Here is a 19,029-nt window from a genome sequence, read left to right on the forward strand (position 1 = left end):
GGACCGGAATTTCTCGTGGTTCATGACCCGCGTACGGATATGGACCCGGCGGGGACTGATCCTGGTGCTGCGGGTCTCACGTCTTGTTGCGACAGGTGTACGCCATATCCGGCCAGGCCTCCGCTTCCTCTGGCGGTCACTGCTGAAACGCTGGCGTCGCTCGTTGGAGTTCAGGACCGTCCTGACCACGCTCCTGCTGGCCGTGACCTCCTTCGCCATTGTGGGCGCATACCTTTCGAACCAGATCGCCAATAACCTCTTCCAGGAGCGGCTGGCCCAGGCTGAGTCGGAGTCCCGCTATAACGTCAAACAGGTCCAGGACACGTTCGACGGCGCCCAAGTCACTGACCAGTCCAGCGTCATCACGTTGGTCTATGACACGCTGACCGCCGTCGAAGGCAGGGGCTCGGTCATTCAGCGGCGCTACGTCTTTGAAGCCGTGCCGGAACAGACCAAGCCCCGCAACCGCTGGGTTGAATCCCGGGCATCGGACCAGTTGACGGTCCGCGTCATTCCTCCCGACCTGCGCAAGGCCGTCCAGGAGGGTGGAAAGCAACAGTTCTGGGCTTCCACGCAGTTCCCTGTAGGCAATGAGGACCGCCCCGGTATCGCTGTGGGAAACAAGGTCACCTTCAACGGCACGATGTACGAGCTGTACCTCATCTACGACCTCAATACCGCCCAGAAGACCCTGGACGAGATCCAGAATGTCCTCTGGGCAGGCGGCGCGGCACTCGTCCTCATGATTGGGGCAATCGCCTGGTACGTCACCAGGAATGTGGTCAGCCCCGTCAGCCATGCCGCCGTGGTCTCGGAAAAACTGGCGGCAGGCCAGCTCCAGGAACGCATGGTGGTCAAGGGCGAGGATGAAGTAGCGCGGCTTGGTGCGTCCTTCAACCACATGGCGGCCAGCCTGCAGGAGCAGATCACCCAGCTCGCCACTTTGTCGCAGATGCAGCAGAGGTTCGTCTCGGACGTCTCCCACGAGCTTCGAACCCCTCTCACGACCGTGCGTATGGCAGCCGAGGTCCTCTTCGATGCACGGGACGAATTCGACCCCATGAACAAGAGATCGGCCGAGCTCCTTTACCACCAGGTTGAGCGTTTCCAGTCGCTGCTATCGGACCTGTTGGAAATATCGCGCTTCGACGCCGGGGCGGCAGTTCTGGACGCCGAACCGCAGGACATCTTCCAGGTCATCTCCCACGTCATGGAGGGCGCGGCCCCCGTGGCAGCTGAATATGGCTCGGAAGTCCGCCTGAATGCGCGGGAGAAGAGCATCATCGTCGAAATGGACTCCCGCAGGATCGACCGTATCCTGCGGAACCTCCTGCTCAACGCACTCGAACACGGTGAAGGAAAGCCGGTGCACATCTCAGTCGCGGCCAACCACGACGCCGTGGCCGTGGCCGTCCGTGACCACGGCATAGGCATGAGCCAGGCCGAAGCAGCCCGCGTCTTCGACCGGTTTTGGCGGGCGGACCCGGCACGGGCCCGCACCACCGGCGGAAGCGGCCTGGGGCTCTCCATCGCCGCTGAGGACACAAAACTGCACAACGGCTGGCTCCAGGCTTGGGGGCGCAAGGGCGCCGGCTCCAACTTCCGGCTCACGCTACCGCTGCGGCAAGGCGGAACGATCCTCAAATCCCCGCTCCAGCTTGAACCAGCTCACATCGACTTGCCCGGATCCGCAGGCGAACGGCAGATGCTGGTGGTTGGTACGGAGGTCCGCACTGCGGGAACAGCTGATGCCTCCCAAGCCCTTGGTGCTGCGCCGCACGAGGGCGAAAGAGACGAGGGGGGAAGAGGCGACGCGTCATGACGATCACGCGCTCAAAACGCACGCGCAGCGTTGTTGCTGTGCTCGCACTGCTCATGGTTCTGCTGGCTTCCTGCGCCCAGATTCCGCGGTCGGGCCCGGTGGGCAAGAGCGAGGACGAGAGCGCGGGCAACCCCAACGCCCCGGTGTTCTTCCCTGCTGCACCACGAGCGGGAGCCAGCCCGGAAGCTGTCATCGAAGACTTCTACATGGCAGGCAGCGGCTATGAAGACGACTATCCCGTCGCACGCCAATACCTCACCCAGGCACAGTCGGTGACGTGGAAGCCCGATGAACGCGCCATTGTTTTCCGCGAAGCCCAGGTCGTCAAGACCGCCACCGAGAACGAGTACCTCTACGAACTTGACCTCGCATACTCCGTAGACGCGGATGGCGTTGCAACGCAGTATCCTCCGGGAACCAAAGAAACGATTCCTGTTTCACTGGAACAAGTAGACGGGGAGTGGCGGATCTCCAAGGTGCCTGATGGCACCGCCATCCCGGAGGAGACGTTCAAGGTCATCTACGGTCCGTTCCCCATCTACTTCTACGACCCGACCTTCACCTACGCCGTGCCTGACTACCGCTGGTTCATCAAGAAAAACACTGTTAAATCGATGACCAGCGCCCTGTTGGCAGGCCCTTCGCCGTACTTGCGCGGCGCAGTCGTGAGTGCCTTCCCGTCCGGGATGAAACTGACCAGGGAATCGGTTCCCGTTGTTTCCGGTGCTGCGCAGGTTGATTTGTCGGCGAAGGAACTGTTCAACGCCTCCACAGAAGACAGGCAACGGATGCAGAACCAGTTGGCCCTCACATTCAGGAGCCAACCGGATGTGATCAACGTGCAACTGAGGGCAGATCAGGACCTGGTTCGCGTCGAGGACAATGGTTCGGTCCTGCCGCCTGTTGTGGATAAGAGCGTCCCGGCGCGACAGATTGCCCTGAACAACGGGGACCTGGTGCGCTACGAAAACAATCGCGTTTCGCCGCTACCCGATATTCAGTCCGTGGCTGCCTTGGGACCGCACTCACCCGCGGAATCCCCGGTATCGCAGACGATCGCGTTCCTCAATGGCGACAAGACTGCGTTGTACTCCATAGAACCGGGTCAGCCTGCCCGTCAGTTGACTACCAGGAGCACCCTGACCGGTCCGTCAATCAGCCCTCATGACTGGATTTGGACGGCCGGGCCGGGCGCCGGCGGCGGCACGGAGGTTGTGGCGTTCAAACCCACTGGCGTCGCTCCGGGGATGGCCGTTCCTTCCGTCGCCATCTCGCCATCATGGCTGTCCGGGCGGACGATCAAGGACTTCAGGGTCTCCCGTGAGGGGGCCAGGGCGTTGGTGATTTCCGAACTGAACGGCAAAACCGTGGTGCAGATCACAGGTATCGTGCGGAACTCCGATGGCGCGCCCAAAGACCTTACCGCTCCGATCACGCTGTTCAGTTCCACGTCGCCGGATCAGGGTGTGTGGGTCAACGGATCCACAGTGGCGGTGATGGCCGGTTCGTCGACGGGCACCGTGGTTCCGGAACTGCTCTCCCTGGCCTCAGGGGAACCGCAGCAACTGGCGCCCTGGGAAGGCCTGACCTACCTCAGCGCAGGCAACGGATCGGAACAGATTTACGGCCAGTCCGCCGCCGGCATTTTCCAGAGGGTCGGGAACGGTTGGGAGCTACAGTTGAAAGGCCCCACCGAGCCCGCGTTCCCCGGCTGAGGGTCAACGAGCTCCCTCGGGGCGAAAAAAGGCGCGGATATCCACATAGGTCCATCGGCAGCTGGTGTCCAATGATGGCCGGGACCAGACTTTTTGCATGACCCCGCCCCGAAGCTCAGCCAGGTACCTTTCGTTGGGCAGCCGAAGGCAGCGACGGCCCGACCCGGACAGTCTGTCGCCCGAGCCCCAAGCCCCGCGGCGAAGGGCACTTGCAGCGCACCGTGCTCTCCGGGTCCTTGCGTGGAGCCAGAAAGCATCAGCGGAACTGCTGGCCTTCATCGTTCCCGCCGAATGTGTCTGCTGCGGCGTCGAAGACACCGTTCTCTGCAGCACCTGCGCCAAACGCGTACGGCTGCTGTGCAGCAAACCCTTCCGCGCCGAACATGAGTCGCCGGCGCTCGTCGACTTTGACGGCACCGTGAGGTTGGGCGTCGTTGCCGCAGGACCCTACAGGGATGAACTTGCGCAGTCGCTGCTGTCATATAAGCGTCTCGGGCAATGGCGATTGGCAGCTGTACTGGGTCCGTGTCTTGGGAGGGCTGTATTGGCAGCGACCGGAAACCGGTCCGGGTACTGGCTTGTTCCGGTACCCAGCAGTGGGAAGGCGTTCCGGCAGCGAGGGTTTAGTCCGGTGCACGTTCTCTTGGCGTGCCTGCGCAGGCGCCGGATGGTACCCGGATGCCCGGTCGTCGATGCTTTGGAACGGAAGGGAGCCTCAAGGCACCGGGATCTGTCCCGATGGACTGACCTGGCCGGCCGGTTCACCGCTGCACTTGGCGGAAGTCCCTACGCTGTGCAGACCGCGGGCCAGAAAGGGTTGGGGCGCGGCGATAGAGCCCGGCGTGTCCGGGGATCCATGAAGGTTCGAAAACGCTGGAGGCAACAGCTGAGAGGTAGGCAGTGCCTGATTGTGGACGACGTCCTCACTACGGGTGCCACTCTTGCGGAGGCGGCGAGGGCTGTCTCGGCGGCCGGCGGCGTCGTCTGCGGAGCGGTAGTCCTGGCGGCCACGAGGCCACCAGCATACGCTTCATTTGCTGCCTCGACGACTCCCCCGGGTTAGTTAAGACTCAATCAAAAAATAAGTGGCTAAAGGGTGAATAACTCGTGCCGATGAACTAACGTCGGTTGTGGGTACCAAGAACAGTTGTACCTGTCGATAGCGGCTCGGAAAGGGGCTCGACTGTCCTTCAGACCGGCCCCAAACAGCGTCGTTGTCGTGTCACCTGAGTTATTTGGAGGGCACCATGGAGTTCATGATCAGCGGACGAAATCTGACAGTTTCTGACCGCTTTCGCGAATACGCCGGCGAGAAAATCTCAAAGATTGAATCGCTGGGGGACAAGGTCCAACGGGTAGACGCAAAGGTTTCCAAGGAGACCAACCCCCGGCAGACGCCGGGCCAGCTCACCGTCGAAGTCACAGTCCTGGGCCGAGGCCCCGTTATCCGTGCAGAGGCCACAGCCGCTGACAAATTTGCTGCCTTCGATCTCGCGTATAACAAGCTGCTTGAGCGGCTGCGTCGCGCGAAGGACAGGAAGAAGGTGCACCACGGGCGCCACACGCCCAAAGCCGTCCGGGAAGCAACGGCATCCCTTGAGCCCGCAAGTGCCAGCGAGCCCATCTACGTAGAGGCCAGTAACCATCGGGAGGCATCGCCCGAGCCGGATGAGCGCTCGCCCTACGATATCGAGAACGACATCCCTGCCGGTGATTCACCTGTCTTGATCCGCCGGAAGGTTTTCCCCGCAGCATCGCTGACACTCGATGATGCCGTGGACAACATGGAGCTCGTGGGACATAACTTCTACCTGTTCCTGGACAAGGAGACCAACGCCCCGTCGGTTGTCTACCGGCGCAGTGGCTGGACTTACGGTGTCATTACGCTCGATTCCACATGCGAGCCAGGTGAGGAAGCCGTGGAGGAAAAGATCCACGCCTACCGCTCCGATGACCAGGCTGCCACAGCCAAGTAGGGCATAGTCGCCACCACGAAAGGACTTCAATGACAGCTTCGCTGAGCCTGTCCCAGGCACGGCGGATCGCATTGGCAGCCCAAGGATTGGCTAAAGTCCGGCCCGCCGGCCCCGTGTCACCACGGGCGGTGGGCCGGACTTTTGCGCAACTCCAGCTTGTCCAGATCGACTCCGTCAACGTGCTCGCGCGGAGCCACTTCCTACCCTTCTTTTCCCGGCTCGGCAATTATGATCCTGCCATCCTTCAAGCCATGTCGGGTCGCAAGCCCCGCAGGATGATGGAGTACTGGGCCCACGAGGCCAGCTACATCCGGCCGGAACACTTCCACGACCTGCTCCTGTGGCAAAAGCGCGCGTGGGTAGGGGCGAATGGAATGGAACCGGCACTGCGAAAGGCGATGGAGGAGCGGATTCTCGCCGTTCTCGCCACCAGTGTGCCTCTGACAGCCTCCGAGTTGACAGCAAGACTCGACCATCACGAGGACGGTGAACGGGATAACTGGGGCTGGAACTGGAACGTCGTGAAGCGCGTGCTGGAACACCTTTTTGAAGAGGGACGCGTGTCCGCGGCTTCGCGGAGCCCTCAGTTTGAACGGCGATACACCCTGACTTCCAAGGTCATCCATGCAGTTCCGGGGGAAGGAACCAACGCGGACAGGTCCATGGACAGACTCATTGACGCAGCAGCGCAGGCCCATGGCATCGGAACGGTACGCTGCTTCGCAGACTACTTCCGCACGCCGCTTAAGGCAGGGGCGGAGTCCGTGCAGCGACTCGTTGACGCAGGTCGTTTGGAGCGGGTTTCAGTACGGGGCTGGGAGCGCGAAACCTACCGGCACGTCGACGCCCGGCTTCCGCGAAGGGCGGAGGCCCGTGCCTTGCTCAGCCCGTTCGATTCCCTGGTCTTTGAGAGGAGGCGCCTTGAAGAGCTGTTCGGCTTCCACTACCGGATAGAAATCTACACACCGGCGGCAAAGCGGCGCTTCGGGTACTACGTTCTGCCCTTCCTCCTTCGGGAAAACATCGTCGCCAGGGTGGACCTCAAAGCTGACCGGGCCGCAGGCCGGCTTCTGGTTCGTTCCGCCTACGGGGAGGCAGGAGCTCCGCCGGATACCGCCGTCGAACTTTCAGCCGAACTCAATCTCATGGCTGAGTGGCTCGGCCTTCGAGAGGTCGAGGTGTGGCCCGTGGGCGATCTTTCGGCACAGGTCGCGGATGCGATGACCTGCCATTGAGGCCCGTGGAACAGGGAGCAATCCGCTGATAGGGAAACCGGGCAACGTGGTGTTGGTCTCTCCCGTAGACTGAAACAGCCAGAATTCGGCGGCATGAGACTGGGAGCAATTTCACGTGGCATCACTAATCGAAAAACTTCTCCGCACGGGTGACAAAAAAACACTCAAGCAACTGCGGAACTATGCCGATTCCATCAATGCCCTTGAAGACTCTTTCAAGACGTTCTCCGATGCTGAACTTCGCGAAGAAACCGATCGCCTGCGGACCCGTCACCAGGACGGCGAAACCTTGGACAATCTGCTCCCGGAAGCGTTCGCGGCAGTGCGCGAGGCCTCGTCCCGCACTTTGGGCATGCGCCACTTCGATGTCCAGCTCATGGGTGGCGCCGCACTTCACCTGGGCAACATCGCAGAGATGAAGACCGGTGAAGGCAAGACCCTCGTAGCCACGGCGCCTGCCTATCTGAACGCACTCACGGGCAAGGGCGTCCACGTGGTGACAGTGAACGACTACCTCGCCGAGTACCAGTCCGAACTGATGGGACGTGTCTACCGCTTCCTGGGCCTCACGAGCGGCTGCATCCTTTCCAACCAGGATCCTGCCGTGCGCCGGCAGCAATATGCGGCCGACATCACCTACGGCACAAACAACGAATTCGGCTTCGACTACCTGCGGGACAACATGGCATGGGATGCCAGTGAGCTTGTGCAGCGCGGGCACCACTTCGCAATCGTGGATGAGGTGGACTCCATCCTGATCGATGAAGCCCGTACGCCGCTCATCATCTCCGGCCCCGCCCAGGGCGACACGAACCGCTGGTACAGCGAATTCGCGAAGGTCGTCCTGAGGCTCCAGCCCGAAGTCGATTATGAAGTCGACGAAAAGAAGCGCACGGTCGGTGTCCTGGAATCCGGCATTGAAAAAGTGGAGGACTACCTCGGCATCCAGAACCTGTATGAGTCCGCCAACACCCCGTTGATCGGGTTCCTGAACAACGCCATCAAGGCCAAGGAACTGTTCAAGCGCGACAAAGACTACGTCATTCTCGACGGTGAGGTCCTGATCGTTGACGAGCACACCGGCCGTATCCTGGCCGGGCGCCGGTACAACGAAGGCATGCACCAGGCCATTGAGGCCAAGGAAAACGTCGAGATCAAGGCCGAAAACCAGACCTTGGCTACCGTGACACTCCAGAACTACTTCCGTATGTACTCGAAGCTCTCCGGCATGACCGGTACCGCCGAAACGGAAGCCGCCGAGTTCATGAGCACCTACAAACTCGGCGTTGTTCCGATCCCGACGAACAGGGATATGCAGCGGATCGACCAGCCGGACCTCGTCTACAAGAACGAGATCGTCAAGTTTGATGCCGTGGTCAAAGACATCGCCGAACGGCACGAAAAAGGCCAGCCTGTCCTTGTTGGCACAACCAGTGTTGAGAAGAGCGAGTACCTCTCCAAACTCCTGGCAAAGGAAGGCATCCGCCACGAAGTCCTGAACGCCAAGAACCACGCGCGGGAAGCGTCCATTGTTGCCCAGGCCGGTCGTAAGGGTGCGGTCACGGTGGCGACGAACATGGCCGGCCGCGGTACGGACATCATGCTGGGTGGCAACGCCGAATTTACCGCCATTGCGGAGCTTGCCAAGCGTGGCCTCGATCCTGAGGAAAACTCCGAAGAGTACGAAGCCGCCTGGCCCGCGGCCTTGTCGGCTGCCAAGCAGGCGGTCAAGGACGAACACGAGGAAGTCCTGGACCTTGGCGGGCTTTACGTGCTCGGCACCGAGCGCCACGAATCGCGACGCATCGACAACCAGTTGCGCGGCCGTTCCGGGCGCCAGGGCGACCCCGGGGAATCCCGTTTCTACCTTTCATTGACGGACGACCTGATGAGACTCTTCAACTCCGGCGCTGCAGAGCGGCTCATGAACAGCTCCGTTCCTGACGATGTCGCCTTGGAGTCGAAGCTCGTTTCGCGCGCCATCGCGTCGGCTCAAGGCCAGGTGGAGGGCCGCAACGCCGAGCAGCGCAAGAACGTCCTCAAATACGACGACGTCCTGAACCGGCAGCGTGAGGCTATTTACGGCGACCGCCGCCGGATCCTTGAAGGTGACGATCTCCACGAGAAAGTTCAGTTCTTCCTGGAAGACACCATCAACGCCCTCATCGATGCGGCAACGGCCGAGGGAACCGGCGACGACTGGGACTTCAACCAACTGTGGGCGAACTTGAAGACGCTGTACCCGGCCACCGTGACCGCGCAGGAGATCATCGACGAAGCCGGCGGCCAGTCGAAGGTCACACCCGAATTTCTCAGGGAAGAAATCCTTTCCGACGCACGGCTCGTATACCAAGCGCGGGAGGAAGCCATCGGCTCGGAGAGCATGCGTGAGCTTGAGCGCCGCGTCGTTCTTTCCGTGCTGGGGCGAAAGTGGCAGGAACATCTGTACGAGATGGACTATCTCAAGGAAGGCATCGGCCTTCGTGCAATGGCCCAGCGCGACCCTTTGGTGGAGTACCAGCGTGAAGGCTTCGTGATGTTCCAGAGCATGATGGAAGCGATCCGCGAGGAGAGTATTGGCTTCCTCTATAACCTTGAGGTTGAGGTCACTCCGGCCGAGGACGTGGTGGTTGCGGATGATACGCCTGCGGGCGCGCACACCGAGCACCACGATCCCCAAATCCGTGCCGCCGGCCTGGAAGCACCGGAAAAGCCTGCCCAGCTGCAGTACACCGCACCTGGAGAAGACGGCGCCAGCCAAACCCGCATTGAGGGACGGTCATCCGGTCGCTCCGGCAATCCAGCTAAAGCGGCTACTCAGGAGCAGAGAAGGTCTTCCAAGAAGAAGCGTCGCTGATTGGCGGGCCTTGGTTCCAGCTCTAGCCAATTTCCAGGGCGGTGACTTGCCAAAGGTCATCCCGACGCTCCAACCTCATGGCAATGGCCCGTGAGCGAAGTTCTTCCGAGACGACGATTGCGGCCTCGTAAACGGTCTCCGAGATGGAGCATGTACGCACAGAACGGACCATGGGGCTTCTGTGGATGTGTTGTGCTCCCCGGCTTCGAAGCGCATGCTCACGGGTGAGTGCCGCCCTGTGCTGGAGGGACAGAAAACATTCCGCATCCAACGATCGCGATAATTGCTGGATGGGGCGGGTGCCGGCGAGGACTTCCACTGTGGCCTGTGCGATGCTGCGTGCCACCAGCCGGATGTCGATGTTTGAAGCACCGGCTCCATAGGCCGTGACGGGACGTTTGGTCACGTTGCGGTTCGCAGGGCGGCGTGCAGTTCCAACTGTCATGGTCAATCCTCGTGAGTTCACGTTGCAAGCCGGCGCGGGCAACGCCTGGCTCACTGGCTGTGTCTGGGATGACTCTGGAGTTGGTTCGGGGCATGGACTCCGGCCCCTGAGCGGGCGAGGGGTCCTCGAAATTAAGTTTGTGCGGGGTTGCCGAATCAGCCAGGCGGGGGCGGCTGCAGGACTTGTCCCGGCAGAAGTGCTGCGGGGTTATCGCCGATCACCGATCTGTTGGCCGCAAACCACTGGGGCCAACTGAGCGCTACGTCGAGGTCTGTCGCCAGGGGTCCAAGCCTGGCCGCAGCGATGGACCAAAGTGTGTCGCCTTTCATGACAACCACAGCATCCGCGGATGGACCACCGAAGCCGGCAGCCCGGGAACTTTCGCGAGCCAATAGGCCAGGTTCGACGACGGGTGGCTGCGGGCGCCAGCCCGGCCCTGATTCTGCGGGATCGTGCTTTTCTGCTTCATTGAGCAGGTCCGGGACAGAGGCAAGGAGGAGATGCTGAGCAGGAATATCGGTACTCACCTGCCACCCCGCCCCCGAAGCCGGGACGCTCAATGAAGGGGAGCCGGGACCCGGTTCCGGAGGCGCAGCTGCAAAGGCTGCGTTAAGGCCCACCAAGTTCAAACTGAGAGTTGCACATGCCAGCCGCAACATGAAGGACGGACTGAACTTGGCAACAGCGGTGGCGCTTTTGTCCCTGCCCGTACGCTTCAATGCTGCCGCGGCAAGCGCAAAGCCGAGTGTCAGCACCCACCAGGCCACGACGGCCAGCCCGGCACCACTCACCACAAGCCCGAGCAGGTGTTCGAAAATCAGGCCCTGTCCATCTGCCATAGCGGCACGCTGCTGGCTGAGCACTGCTTTTCCGATGATCAGAAGCAGCAGGCCAAGTCCGAGGAGCGTCACCGCCGTCCCACCATCGCGTCGAACTACTTGATCCCGGCCGCTCATGAAATCCCCCATTCATGCTCTTTGATGTCATTTGACATCGTTTGCCTATTCTGAGCAGTTTTGTGCCATCTTGTCCAATCCGTGCTCGTGGCCTGCCCCTGAACTTGGCTTAGCTTGCTTGTGAGCCTACCCTGACCATATGAGATGGGACTCTCTCTTCGATGATCTTGAGGCACAGTTTTTTTCCGAACGGGCTCTTCAGCGCGAATCGGAGATCTCTGAGCGTGCGCGCGTAGAACTGGCAGGACTCAGTGTCGGCGACCGGCTTCGTGGGGTGGGGGACGCGGAATTCGGTGTTGTCCTTGCCGTTGGACTGCGTTTGCGTGGGCCCGTGATTCACGTGGGTAGGGATTTCCTCGTGATACTCGAGGGCGGCTTCAGGCAGTGGCTGATCCCTTATGCGTCCGTGACCTATTACGAAGGTTTGGGAAGGGTGGCCCGGGCCCCCCGTTCGCCGATGGAGGGATCGTTGACGCTTGCCAGTGCGTCGCGGGGCCTGGCGCGGGACAGGGCGGAAGTTTCGGTGCACGTGGCGGGCGCCGGGGCAGACGCCCAATCCCTCCTGGGGGTCATAGACAGGGTTGGGCGTGACCACCTTGATCTGGCCATTACGCGAGGGGAAGCCAGGCGTGCCGGCAAAGTGGCGGCTGTTGCCACCATTCCTTTTACTTCGCTGGCGGCAATCTGCTCAAGCCGTGCCGGCCTCTAGCTTTCGCGCCCGGCCCGCGGTCTGGCCAGGGCATGGGTGGGTTATCGGGCCTTGAACGGGCTAACTGGGCTTGGCTTTTGACTTTTCGATCATGCGGCTGGCCTCGGCATAGCGCTCTTCTATGTACTGCTCCAGCATCTTCTCTTCAATGCGCCACTGGCCGCGACCGCCCACTTGGATTGCTTTAAGTTCACCGCTCCGGACGAGGGCGTAGGCCTGCGGTGAATTGATCTGTAGTTGTTCTGCCACATCGGCAAGAGTCAGGAATCGGGGCATGGCACCATTTTGCCACCGTCGCTGTTGTTTGGTGCAGTTATCCACAACTTGTGGTCGTTGGCTTTGGTTCGCGTCTTGCCGCCGGTGAGAATAAACGTGCAGGTCCGGGGAGGGCACTGCGATGCCGACCGGGGGAGCAAAACATATGGAGCCGACTACACCCGTTGCAGGTGTCAGGTTGAAAAAGCCGTCGTGGAAAGACCCCAGGCTTCTGGTGGGCCTTTTGCTGGTTCTTGCTTCAGTTTCCGGAGTAATCGCCGTTGTGGGGACCGCCGACAGGACCACGCAGGTTTATGCCGCCCGGGAAGACATTGCTGTTGGGCAGGAGGTCACGCCCAAAGACCTCATGGTGGTCAACGTCCGCCTGGACGATGTCGAGCCCGGGTACGTCACGGTGGAAAGCGGCCTCGATGAAGGCAAAGTCGCCCTGCATAGGGTCGGGAAAAATCAACTGGTCCCCAGGGCCAGCCTGGGGCAGGCGGCTGCCTTGAACCGCAAGCCTGTTTCCATCTCTGTGGCGGAGACGCTGCCGGCGCAGGCGGTTCCCGGGGCAAGGGTGGATGTTTGGGTGGCCATGCGCGGTTCGGGCTCAGCCTTTGATGAGCCCCAGCTACTTCTGCCAGGCGTGGAAATCTCCGAAATTGAGACAGGTTCCAGTGCCTTGGGCGCCTCGAAGTCCACCGTTGTGCTTGTGCTTGTAACCGACGAACAAATGCCGAAGCTACTGGGTGCCCAGGCCAACGAGGCAAAAATTTCCGTCGTTTGGAACCCGGCTGGTGTCACCCCGTGAGCATCCCGGTCGTCACGTTCGGACCCACGCAGGAGGCGGTGGTCAGCGGACTGGAGCGGCTCCATGGGCCGGTGACTGTGGTCCGTCGCTGTTCGGAACTCAATGAGTTGATGGCTGCCTGCCAAAGCGGGCTCGCCTTGGCCGCCGTCGTTGCCCATGGTTCCGAGGACTTGACCAGTACGTTGGTGGATCGGCTCGGCGCGGTAGGCGTCTCGATTGTCGCGTTGACCAACGACCCCGCGGAGGCCTTGCGACTCCAGACGATCGGTGCAGTTCCGGCTTCGGCTGACATCGAGCCGACCGCCCTCGCGGCCAGAATCGCCGAATCGGTAGGAAGAGGGCGTGGACTTGCGGGCTCTCGTTCCACCCTCGATGCGGGCTTCGCGGAGCTATCAGCGGAGGGGGACCCGGTTTGGGAACCCGCCCCAGTCGACGTGGACCCTCCTGGTAGCGGCCGAATAATTGCTGTGTGGGGGCCCACGGGTGCTCCCGGCCGAACGCTGGTGGCAGTCAATATAACTGCTGAGTTGGCAGCGGCCGGGAAATCCGTTCTGTTGGTGGATGCTGACAGCTATGGTGCGAGCGTGTCTGCCATGGTGGGATTGTTGGAAGAGTCAGCAGGATTGGCGCAGGCTTGCCGGCTGGCGGACCAAGGGCTGCTCGATGATGCTGCGTTGGCGCGGACGGCGACTCCGGTCTTCACGACAGGCGGCAGCTTCCGTGTTCTCACAGGCACCACGCGGGCTGACCGTTGGATCGAACTGAGGGCATCAGCCCTTTCGCTCGTACTGGAAAAGGCCAAACAAGCCGCAGAGACCGTGGTGGTGGACGTGGGGTTCTGTTTGGAAGCAGACGAGGAATTGAGCTTCGACACCATGGCTCCCCGCCGGAATGGAGCGGCGCTTCGGAGCCTGGAACTGGCTGACGAGGTTATTGCGGTGGGAGCTGCTGATGCAATCGGTGTACCGCGCCTCGTCCGTGGACTCGCGGACCTGGCGGCGGCCGTGCCGAACGCTGCCCCGCGCGTGGTACTGAACAAAGTCCGGCGGTCGTCCGTTGGGCGCTCTCCGCGTCGGCAATTGACTGAGGCGTGGGAACGATACGGACCTGGTTTAGCGGTTGATGCGTTCCTGCCCGCAGACCCCGATGCCTGTGACGCAGCGCTGCTGAACGGGGCCGTACTCCTCGAATCGTCCCCGGATTCACCCTTGCGTCTCGCCATTGCCAGTTTGGCCTGTGCACCCGTCCAGCAAAAACCAGAATCCATTAGTCGATCAACCAGAGCCTTCCGCTTCCTTAAGCGCTAGGCTCACGGTGTGGGCTGCAGAGTCGCAGCAATCAACATGTGATGGAGGCGTTTGTAGATGTCGTCAGGATCCAGCGTGGAGGATCGGTCCGGAACAACAATTGTCCGGGAGGGATTCTTCGGTGACTACTATGAGCACCTTGCTGAAGAAGACTCCAAGGGCTACTCGGCTGACTTGCTGGTCGCAAGGGCAAACAAGCACAAAGATCTGGCGCAGTCCCGCCGCCCCGGAAAAGCCGTTGTAGACGTCGTTGCCGAGGCGGACCGAAGCGTCGTGTACATCGTCACGGACGATATGCCCTTCCTGGTTGACTCGGTTAACGCTGAACTGGTCCGACAGAACTGCGCCATCCGCTTGGTAATGCACCCTTTGTTCGTCGTAACCCGGAACCGGGTTTCACATGAACTTGGCAGCGTAGCCCGCGTTCCCTCAAACATCGGTATCTCCAGCGGCGACACCGCGGCCTTGCCGAGCGTCGCCCACTTGCTCGGGGACGGTGACAACGCCTCCCACATGGAGTCCTGGATCGCCGTCGAAATTGACCGCGTCAGCGAGGAAGCCCGGGAAGAATTGATCACCGGACTCCAGCGCGTGCTGGGCGACGTCCGGGCCGCCGTCGAAGACTGGCCAAAGATGCGAAGCAAGGCGCTGGAACTCGCCGAGACACTCGGAAGCGTCTCCCACCCGGAGCAAATCGCCGAACTGCGCCAAGCGCAAGACCTCCTGCGATGGCTGGACAACGGTAACTTCACCTTCCTGGGCTACCGCGAATACGACCTTGTTAATGAAGACGGGGAAGACGTCCTTGAACTTCGCGAGGACAGCGGTTTGGGCTTGCTGCGCGCAGGGGACAGCACGCGGCAGATCCAGCACCTCACCGATGCCGGCCGCAAGCGTGCAAGGGAAAAGCGCGCACTGGTTATCACCAAGGCGAACTCACGCTCCACGGTCCATCGTCCGGCCTACTTGGACTACATCGGCGTCAAAAGCTTCGACGCAGCCGGCAACGTGAACGGCGAGCGGCGTTTCATCGGGTTGTTCGCAACGAGCGCCTACACGGGATCCGTGCGAAACATTCCCATCGTTCGAGACAAAGTGGATGCCGTCCTGCGGAACGCAGGTTTCCCCACTGACTCGCACTCCGGCAAGGACCTCCTCGGAATCCTGGAAACCTACCCCCGCGACGAGCTGTTCCAGATTGAAATTCCGGACCTGGCTGCCACGGCAACCGGGATCCAACGCCTTCAGGAGCGTCGTCGGACCAAGCTTTTCCTGCGCCCTGACATCTATGGACGGTTCATGTCCGCCGTGGTCTACCTGCCGCGTGACCGCTACACCACGAGCGTCCGGCTACGCATTGAGCAGGAACTGAGGGAGACGTTCCAGGCCGAGAGCATTGACTACGAGGCCCGGATCACCGAGTCGGCCCTGGCGCGTGTTTTCTTCAGGATCAGGCTGCCACGCACTGCTGAAATCGCGGACGTCAACGTGGAAGAACTTGAACATCGGTTGATGCGCGCCTCCAGGTCATGGAGCGAGGGCATTGCAGAGGTGCTGCGGGAGAACCGCCCCGCAGAGAGCGCCGAAGTGCTCTCAGCGCTGTGGGCCGAAGCCTTCCCCGCCGGCTACCGCGTTGATTATGAAGTCGAGGACGCGCTTGAGGACATCGAACGCTTCGAAAAGTACGGAGCCCAAGCAGAGCGGGCGGGGGAAGCCAGCAAGGAACTCCGCCCCGGCGTCCACGTCTACCTTCCCGAAGGTGCGGGTGAGTCGCTGGAGGAGGACGCGCGCGTCAAGCTCTACCTGATGGAGCCAAAGAGCCTGAGCCAAATTCTTCCCTATTTCCACAACCTCGGGCTTGAAGTCCTCGACGAGCGCCCCTTCGAAATCGAAACCGCCGATCACCGTGATTTCTTCCTGTACGACCTTGGGCTCAAGTTCCCGGCAGGCATCGATCCCCTCGCGACCGGTGACCTTTTGGCGGACTCGTTCGGTGCTGCCGTCACCGGAGCAGTTGAATCGGACAACTTCGACCGCCTGGTGCTGCGCGAAGGCATGCACTGGCGCCAGGTCGTGGTTCTCCGCGCCTATGCCAAATACATGCGGCAAATGGGCAATACGAACTCCTTCGGATTCATTGCCGACACACTCCTTTCCAACCCGGAAGTAGCCCGCGGGCTGATGGTCCTGTTCTCGGCACGCTTTGATCCCGCTGTAGAGGAAAGCCAGCGGCCGGAACGCCAGGCTGCCGCGCGGGTTGCACTCGCCGAAGCCATTGAGCAAGTGGCGACCCTGGATGCGGACCGTGTGCTGCGTACGTTCGTAAACCTCATCGAATCCACGCTGCGCACCAACTACTTCCAGAACAAGGGCTACCTCAGCTTCAAGTTGGATCCCACGAACATTGATGGTCTGCCCTTCCCGCGGCCAATGTATGAGATCTGGGTCTACTCTCCGAGGGTCGAAGGCGTCCACCTGCGCTTCGGCAAGGTCGCGCGCGGTGGTCTTCGCTGGTCTGACCGCCGTGAGGACTTCCGTACGGAAATTCTTGGCCTGGTGAAGGCGCAGACGGTCAAGAATGCCGTGATCGTTCCGACGGGCGCCAAGGGTGGATTCTTCGCGAAGAAACTTCCCAACCCGGCAGTGGATCGGGCCGCATGGATGGCCGAGGGGATCGAGAGCTACAAGACCTTCATCCGGGGCCTGCTCGACATCACCGACAACCTCGTCACGGCAGCTGACGGCGAAAGGCTCGTGCCTCCGTCGGACGTTGTTCGCCACGACGGTGACGACTCGTACCTTGTTGTCGCTGCGGACAAGGGCACCGCAACCTTCTCCGACACGGCCAACGGCCTGGCGGCGGAATACGGGTTCTGGCTGGGCGACGCTTTCGCCTCCGGCGGGTCCGTGGGCTATGACCACAAGGCGATGGGCATCACTGCCCGCGGCGCGTGGGAATCAGTCAAACGCCACTTCAGCGAACTGGACCTGGATACCCAGACGGAAGAGTTCACGGTTGTGGGCGTCGGGGATATGTCAGGTGACGTCTTCGGTAACGGCATGCTGCTGTCGCAACACATTCGCCTGGTGGCCGCCTTCGACCACCGCCACATCTTCCTGGACCCGACCCCGGACGCCGCGGCATCCTTCACGGAACGGCAGCGGCTCTTTGAGTTGCCGCGGTCTTCCTGGGACGACTACGACCGGAGCCTGATCAGCGAGGGCGGTGGAATCTACCCGCGCCAGGCAAAGACCATTCCGGTGTCCGAACAGGTGCGGAAGGCCTTGGGCTTGCCCGATGGAACCACTCAGCTGAGCCCGCCCGAGTTGCTCAAGGCCATCCTGTTGGCTCCGGCCGACTTGCTCTACAACGGCGGCATCGGGACCTATGTCAAGGCAAGCACTGAAACCCATGCTGCGGTCGGGGACAAGGCCAATGACGCCATCCGCGTCGACGGGCGGGACCTGCGCGTCAAGGTGGTAGGCGAGGGCGGCAACCTCGGGCTGACGCAGCGCGGGCGTATTGAAGCTGCACTTCAAGGAGTCATCCTCAACACCGACGCCATCGACAACTCGGCAGGCGTGGACTGCTCCGACCACGAGGTCAACATCAAGATCTTCGTTGACCGGATGGTAGCGGCCGGCAAGCTGGACGCTGCCGAACGGGCAGCCTTCCTTGCCGACATGACCGAGGAAGTGGGTCGCCTTGTCCTCCAGGACAACATCGACCAGAACATCCTGTTGCTCAATGACCGGACCCGTGTTGCGGACTGGAGTCCCAGCTATGAACGGCTCATGGATTGGTTGGAGAAGTCGGCCGACCTCAAGCGTGACCTTGAAGCGCTGCCCACCACAGAGACTCTGCGGCAACGCCTCGAACAGGGTCAGGGGCTGACCTCTCCTGAGCTCTCCGTCCTTGCTGCGTACGCCAAGATTGAACTCGGTGCCGCGCTGCGGGAAAGCAACCTGGCTGACGATCCGTGGTTCAAGGACACCATCCGCTCGTACTTCCCGAAGCAGTTGCGTGATCGGTTCGACGCCGAATTGGACACCCATCCGCTGCGGCGCGAAATCGTGGCCACGGTCGTGGCCAACGACATCATCAACCTCGGCGGCATCACCTTCGCCTTCCGGGCTATCGAAGAAACGTCGGCGAACGAGGTTGCAGTAGCAAAGGCGTTCGTGGCCTTGCGTGAAATCTACGACCTCGACCCCATGGTTGCCGAGCTGAATGCGCTGCCGGCATCGTTCCCGACCGAACACTGGAGTGAAGTCCATCTCGACATCAGGCGCCTCCTGGACCGGGCAGTCCGTTGGGTCCTTGGCCAAGGCATGGCGTCGCGGCCCATTGCGGATGTCGTGGACTCCTTTAAGCCGATGATGGCGCCATTGCGGGCCAAGCTCTTGGACTACCTTCGTGGCGACGACAAAGTCCGGATCACGGGATGGCTGGAAAAGGCCCGTGGCTGGCAACTGCCGGAGCACCTCGCACACAGGTGGGCCGAGCTCTTCGAGAGCTATGCACTGCTGGACATCGCACGGATCGCCCAGACAGGAAGCAACACCGTGGGGGACGTGGCCCACGTCTACTACACGGTATTCAACCGCTTCCATGTGGACTCGCTTCTTGAACGGATCAGCTCCCTGCCGCGTGACGACCGCTGGCAGGCCCTTGCCCGCGCCGCGCTTCGGGACGACCTGTACTCCACCGTTGCGGACATCACGACGTCGGTACTTGAGTCGAGCGATCCGGGCACCCCTGCTGAGGATCGCCTTAAGTCCTGGGAAAGCCAGAACGCCGAACAACTCGGACGGGCGAAGACGATGTTCGATGAGGTCAACGCGCTCGAAGCCGACGACATGGCTTCTCTCTCGGTAGCATTAAGGCTCTTGAGGTCAATCGTCCGACGCTAGGGCAATTCCCGCGTCGCAAATGGAGGT

At 61.5% G+C, this 19,029-nt stretch carries 14 protein-coding genes; 10 read left to right on the forward strand and 4 right to left on the reverse strand.

The annotated features are described in order from the left end of the window. Positions 1-22 precede the first annotated feature (22 nt). Positions 23-1,822 carry an MtrAB system histidine kinase MtrB gene (gene mtrB, locus AB0N65_RS04370; protein ID WP_364158835.1) on the forward strand — a complete coding sequence of 600 codons (1,800 nt, stop codon included), beginning with the start codon at positions 23-25 and terminating at the stop codon, positions 1,820-1,822. Then, on the forward strand, positions 1,819-3,537 hold the full coding sequence (locus tag AB0N65_RS04375) for an LpqB family beta-propeller domain-containing protein (protein ID WP_364158203.1): 1,719 nt from the start codon (positions 1,819-1,821) through the stop codon (positions 3,535-3,537). The genes mtrB and AB0N65_RS04375 overlap by 4 nt, the downstream gene beginning before the upstream one ends. 256 nt (positions 3,538-3,793) lie before the next feature. On the opposite strand, the gene AB0N65_RS04380 is transcribed toward AB0N65_RS04375, so the two are convergent. Continuing rightward, entirely contained in the window at positions 3,794-3,922 is a 129-nt protein-coding gene (locus tag AB0N65_RS04380) for a hypothetical protein (protein WP_364158206.1), read from the reverse strand. Positions 3,923-4,393: 471 nt separating this feature from the next. On the opposite strand from AB0N65_RS04380, the gene AB0N65_RS04385 reads away from it, so the two are divergent. From AB0N65_RS04385 to secA, 4 genes are all read left to right on the forward strand, one after another. Next, positions 4,394-4,600 (forward strand): phosphoribosyltransferase, encoded by a 207-nt coding sequence (locus AB0N65_RS04385; protein WP_364158209.1) that lies wholly within the window; start codon positions 4,394-4,396, stop codon positions 4,598-4,600. A gap of 184 nt (positions 4,601-4,784) precedes the next feature. After that, entirely contained in the window at positions 4,785-5,513 is a 729-nt protein-coding gene (gene raiA / locus AB0N65_RS04390; protein WP_364158212.1) for a ribosome-associated translation inhibitor RaiA, read from the forward strand. Between the two features lie 29 nt (positions 5,514-5,542). Continuing rightward, positions 5,543-6,748, forward strand: coding sequence for a crosslink repair DNA glycosylase YcaQ family protein (locus tag AB0N65_RS04395; protein ID WP_364158214.1), 1,206 nt, complete (start codon positions 5,543-5,545; stop codon positions 6,746-6,748). Between the two features lie 115 nt (positions 6,749-6,863). After that, positions 6,864-9,605, forward strand: a complete 2,742-nt coding sequence (secA, locus tag AB0N65_RS04400) for a preprotein translocase subunit SecA (RefSeq protein ID WP_364158217.1) — start codon at positions 6,864-6,866, stop codon at positions 9,603-9,605. A gap of 22 nt (positions 9,606-9,627) precedes the next feature. Here secA and AB0N65_RS04405 read toward each other — a convergent pair whose 3' ends face one another. Beyond that, on the reverse strand, positions 9,628-10,050 hold the full coding sequence (locus AB0N65_RS04405; RefSeq protein ID WP_364158220.1) for an Rv3235 family protein: 423 nt from the start codon (positions 10,048-10,050) through the stop codon (positions 9,628-9,630). A gap of 155 nt (positions 10,051-10,205) precedes the next feature. After that, positions 10,206-11,018, reverse strand: a complete 813-nt coding sequence (locus AB0N65_RS04410; protein ID WP_364158223.1) for a LysM domain-containing protein — start codon at positions 11,016-11,018, stop codon at positions 10,206-10,208. A 127-nt stretch (positions 11,019-11,145) separates the two neighbouring features. On the opposite strand from AB0N65_RS04410, the gene AB0N65_RS04415 reads away from it, so the two are divergent. Then, entirely contained in the window at positions 11,146-11,715 is a 570-nt protein-coding gene (locus tag AB0N65_RS04415) for a hypothetical protein (protein ID WP_364158226.1), read from the forward strand. Between the two features lie 60 nt (positions 11,716-11,775). Here the strand turns inward: AB0N65_RS04415 and AB0N65_RS04420 are convergent, their stop codons facing one another. Further along, a complete protein-coding gene (locus AB0N65_RS04420) occupies positions 11,776-11,991 on the reverse strand; it encodes a helix-turn-helix domain-containing protein (protein ID WP_364158228.1) in 216 nt (71 codons plus the stop codon). A gap of 145 nt (positions 11,992-12,136) precedes the next feature. Between AB0N65_RS04420 and AB0N65_RS04425 the strand changes: the two genes are divergently transcribed. The 3 genes from AB0N65_RS04425 to AB0N65_RS04435 are packed head-to-tail and all read left to right on the forward strand — an operon-like array spanning position 12,137 to position 19,002. After that, positions 12,137-12,781, forward strand: a complete 645-nt coding sequence (locus AB0N65_RS04425; RefSeq protein ID WP_364158231.1) for an SAF domain-containing protein — start codon at positions 12,137-12,139, stop codon at positions 12,779-12,781. Further along, positions 12,778-14,088 carry a P-loop NTPase gene (locus AB0N65_RS04430; protein WP_364158234.1) on the forward strand — a complete coding sequence of 437 codons (1,311 nt, stop codon included), beginning with the start codon at positions 12,778-12,780 and terminating at the stop codon, positions 14,086-14,088. The genes AB0N65_RS04425 and AB0N65_RS04430 overlap by 4 nt, the downstream gene beginning before the upstream one ends. Positions 14,089-14,145: 57 nt before the next feature. Beyond that, on the forward strand, positions 14,146-19,002 hold the full coding sequence (locus AB0N65_RS04435; RefSeq protein WP_364158237.1) for an NAD-glutamate dehydrogenase: 4,857 nt from the start codon (positions 14,146-14,148) through the stop codon (positions 19,000-19,002). Positions 19,003-19,029: the final 27 nt, after the last annotated feature.

Source organism: Paenarthrobacter sp. NPDC089322 (genome assembly GCF_040684895.1).
In the GTDB taxonomy this organism is placed as follows: Bacteria; Actinomycetota; Actinomycetes; order Actinomycetales; family Micrococcaceae; genus Arthrobacter.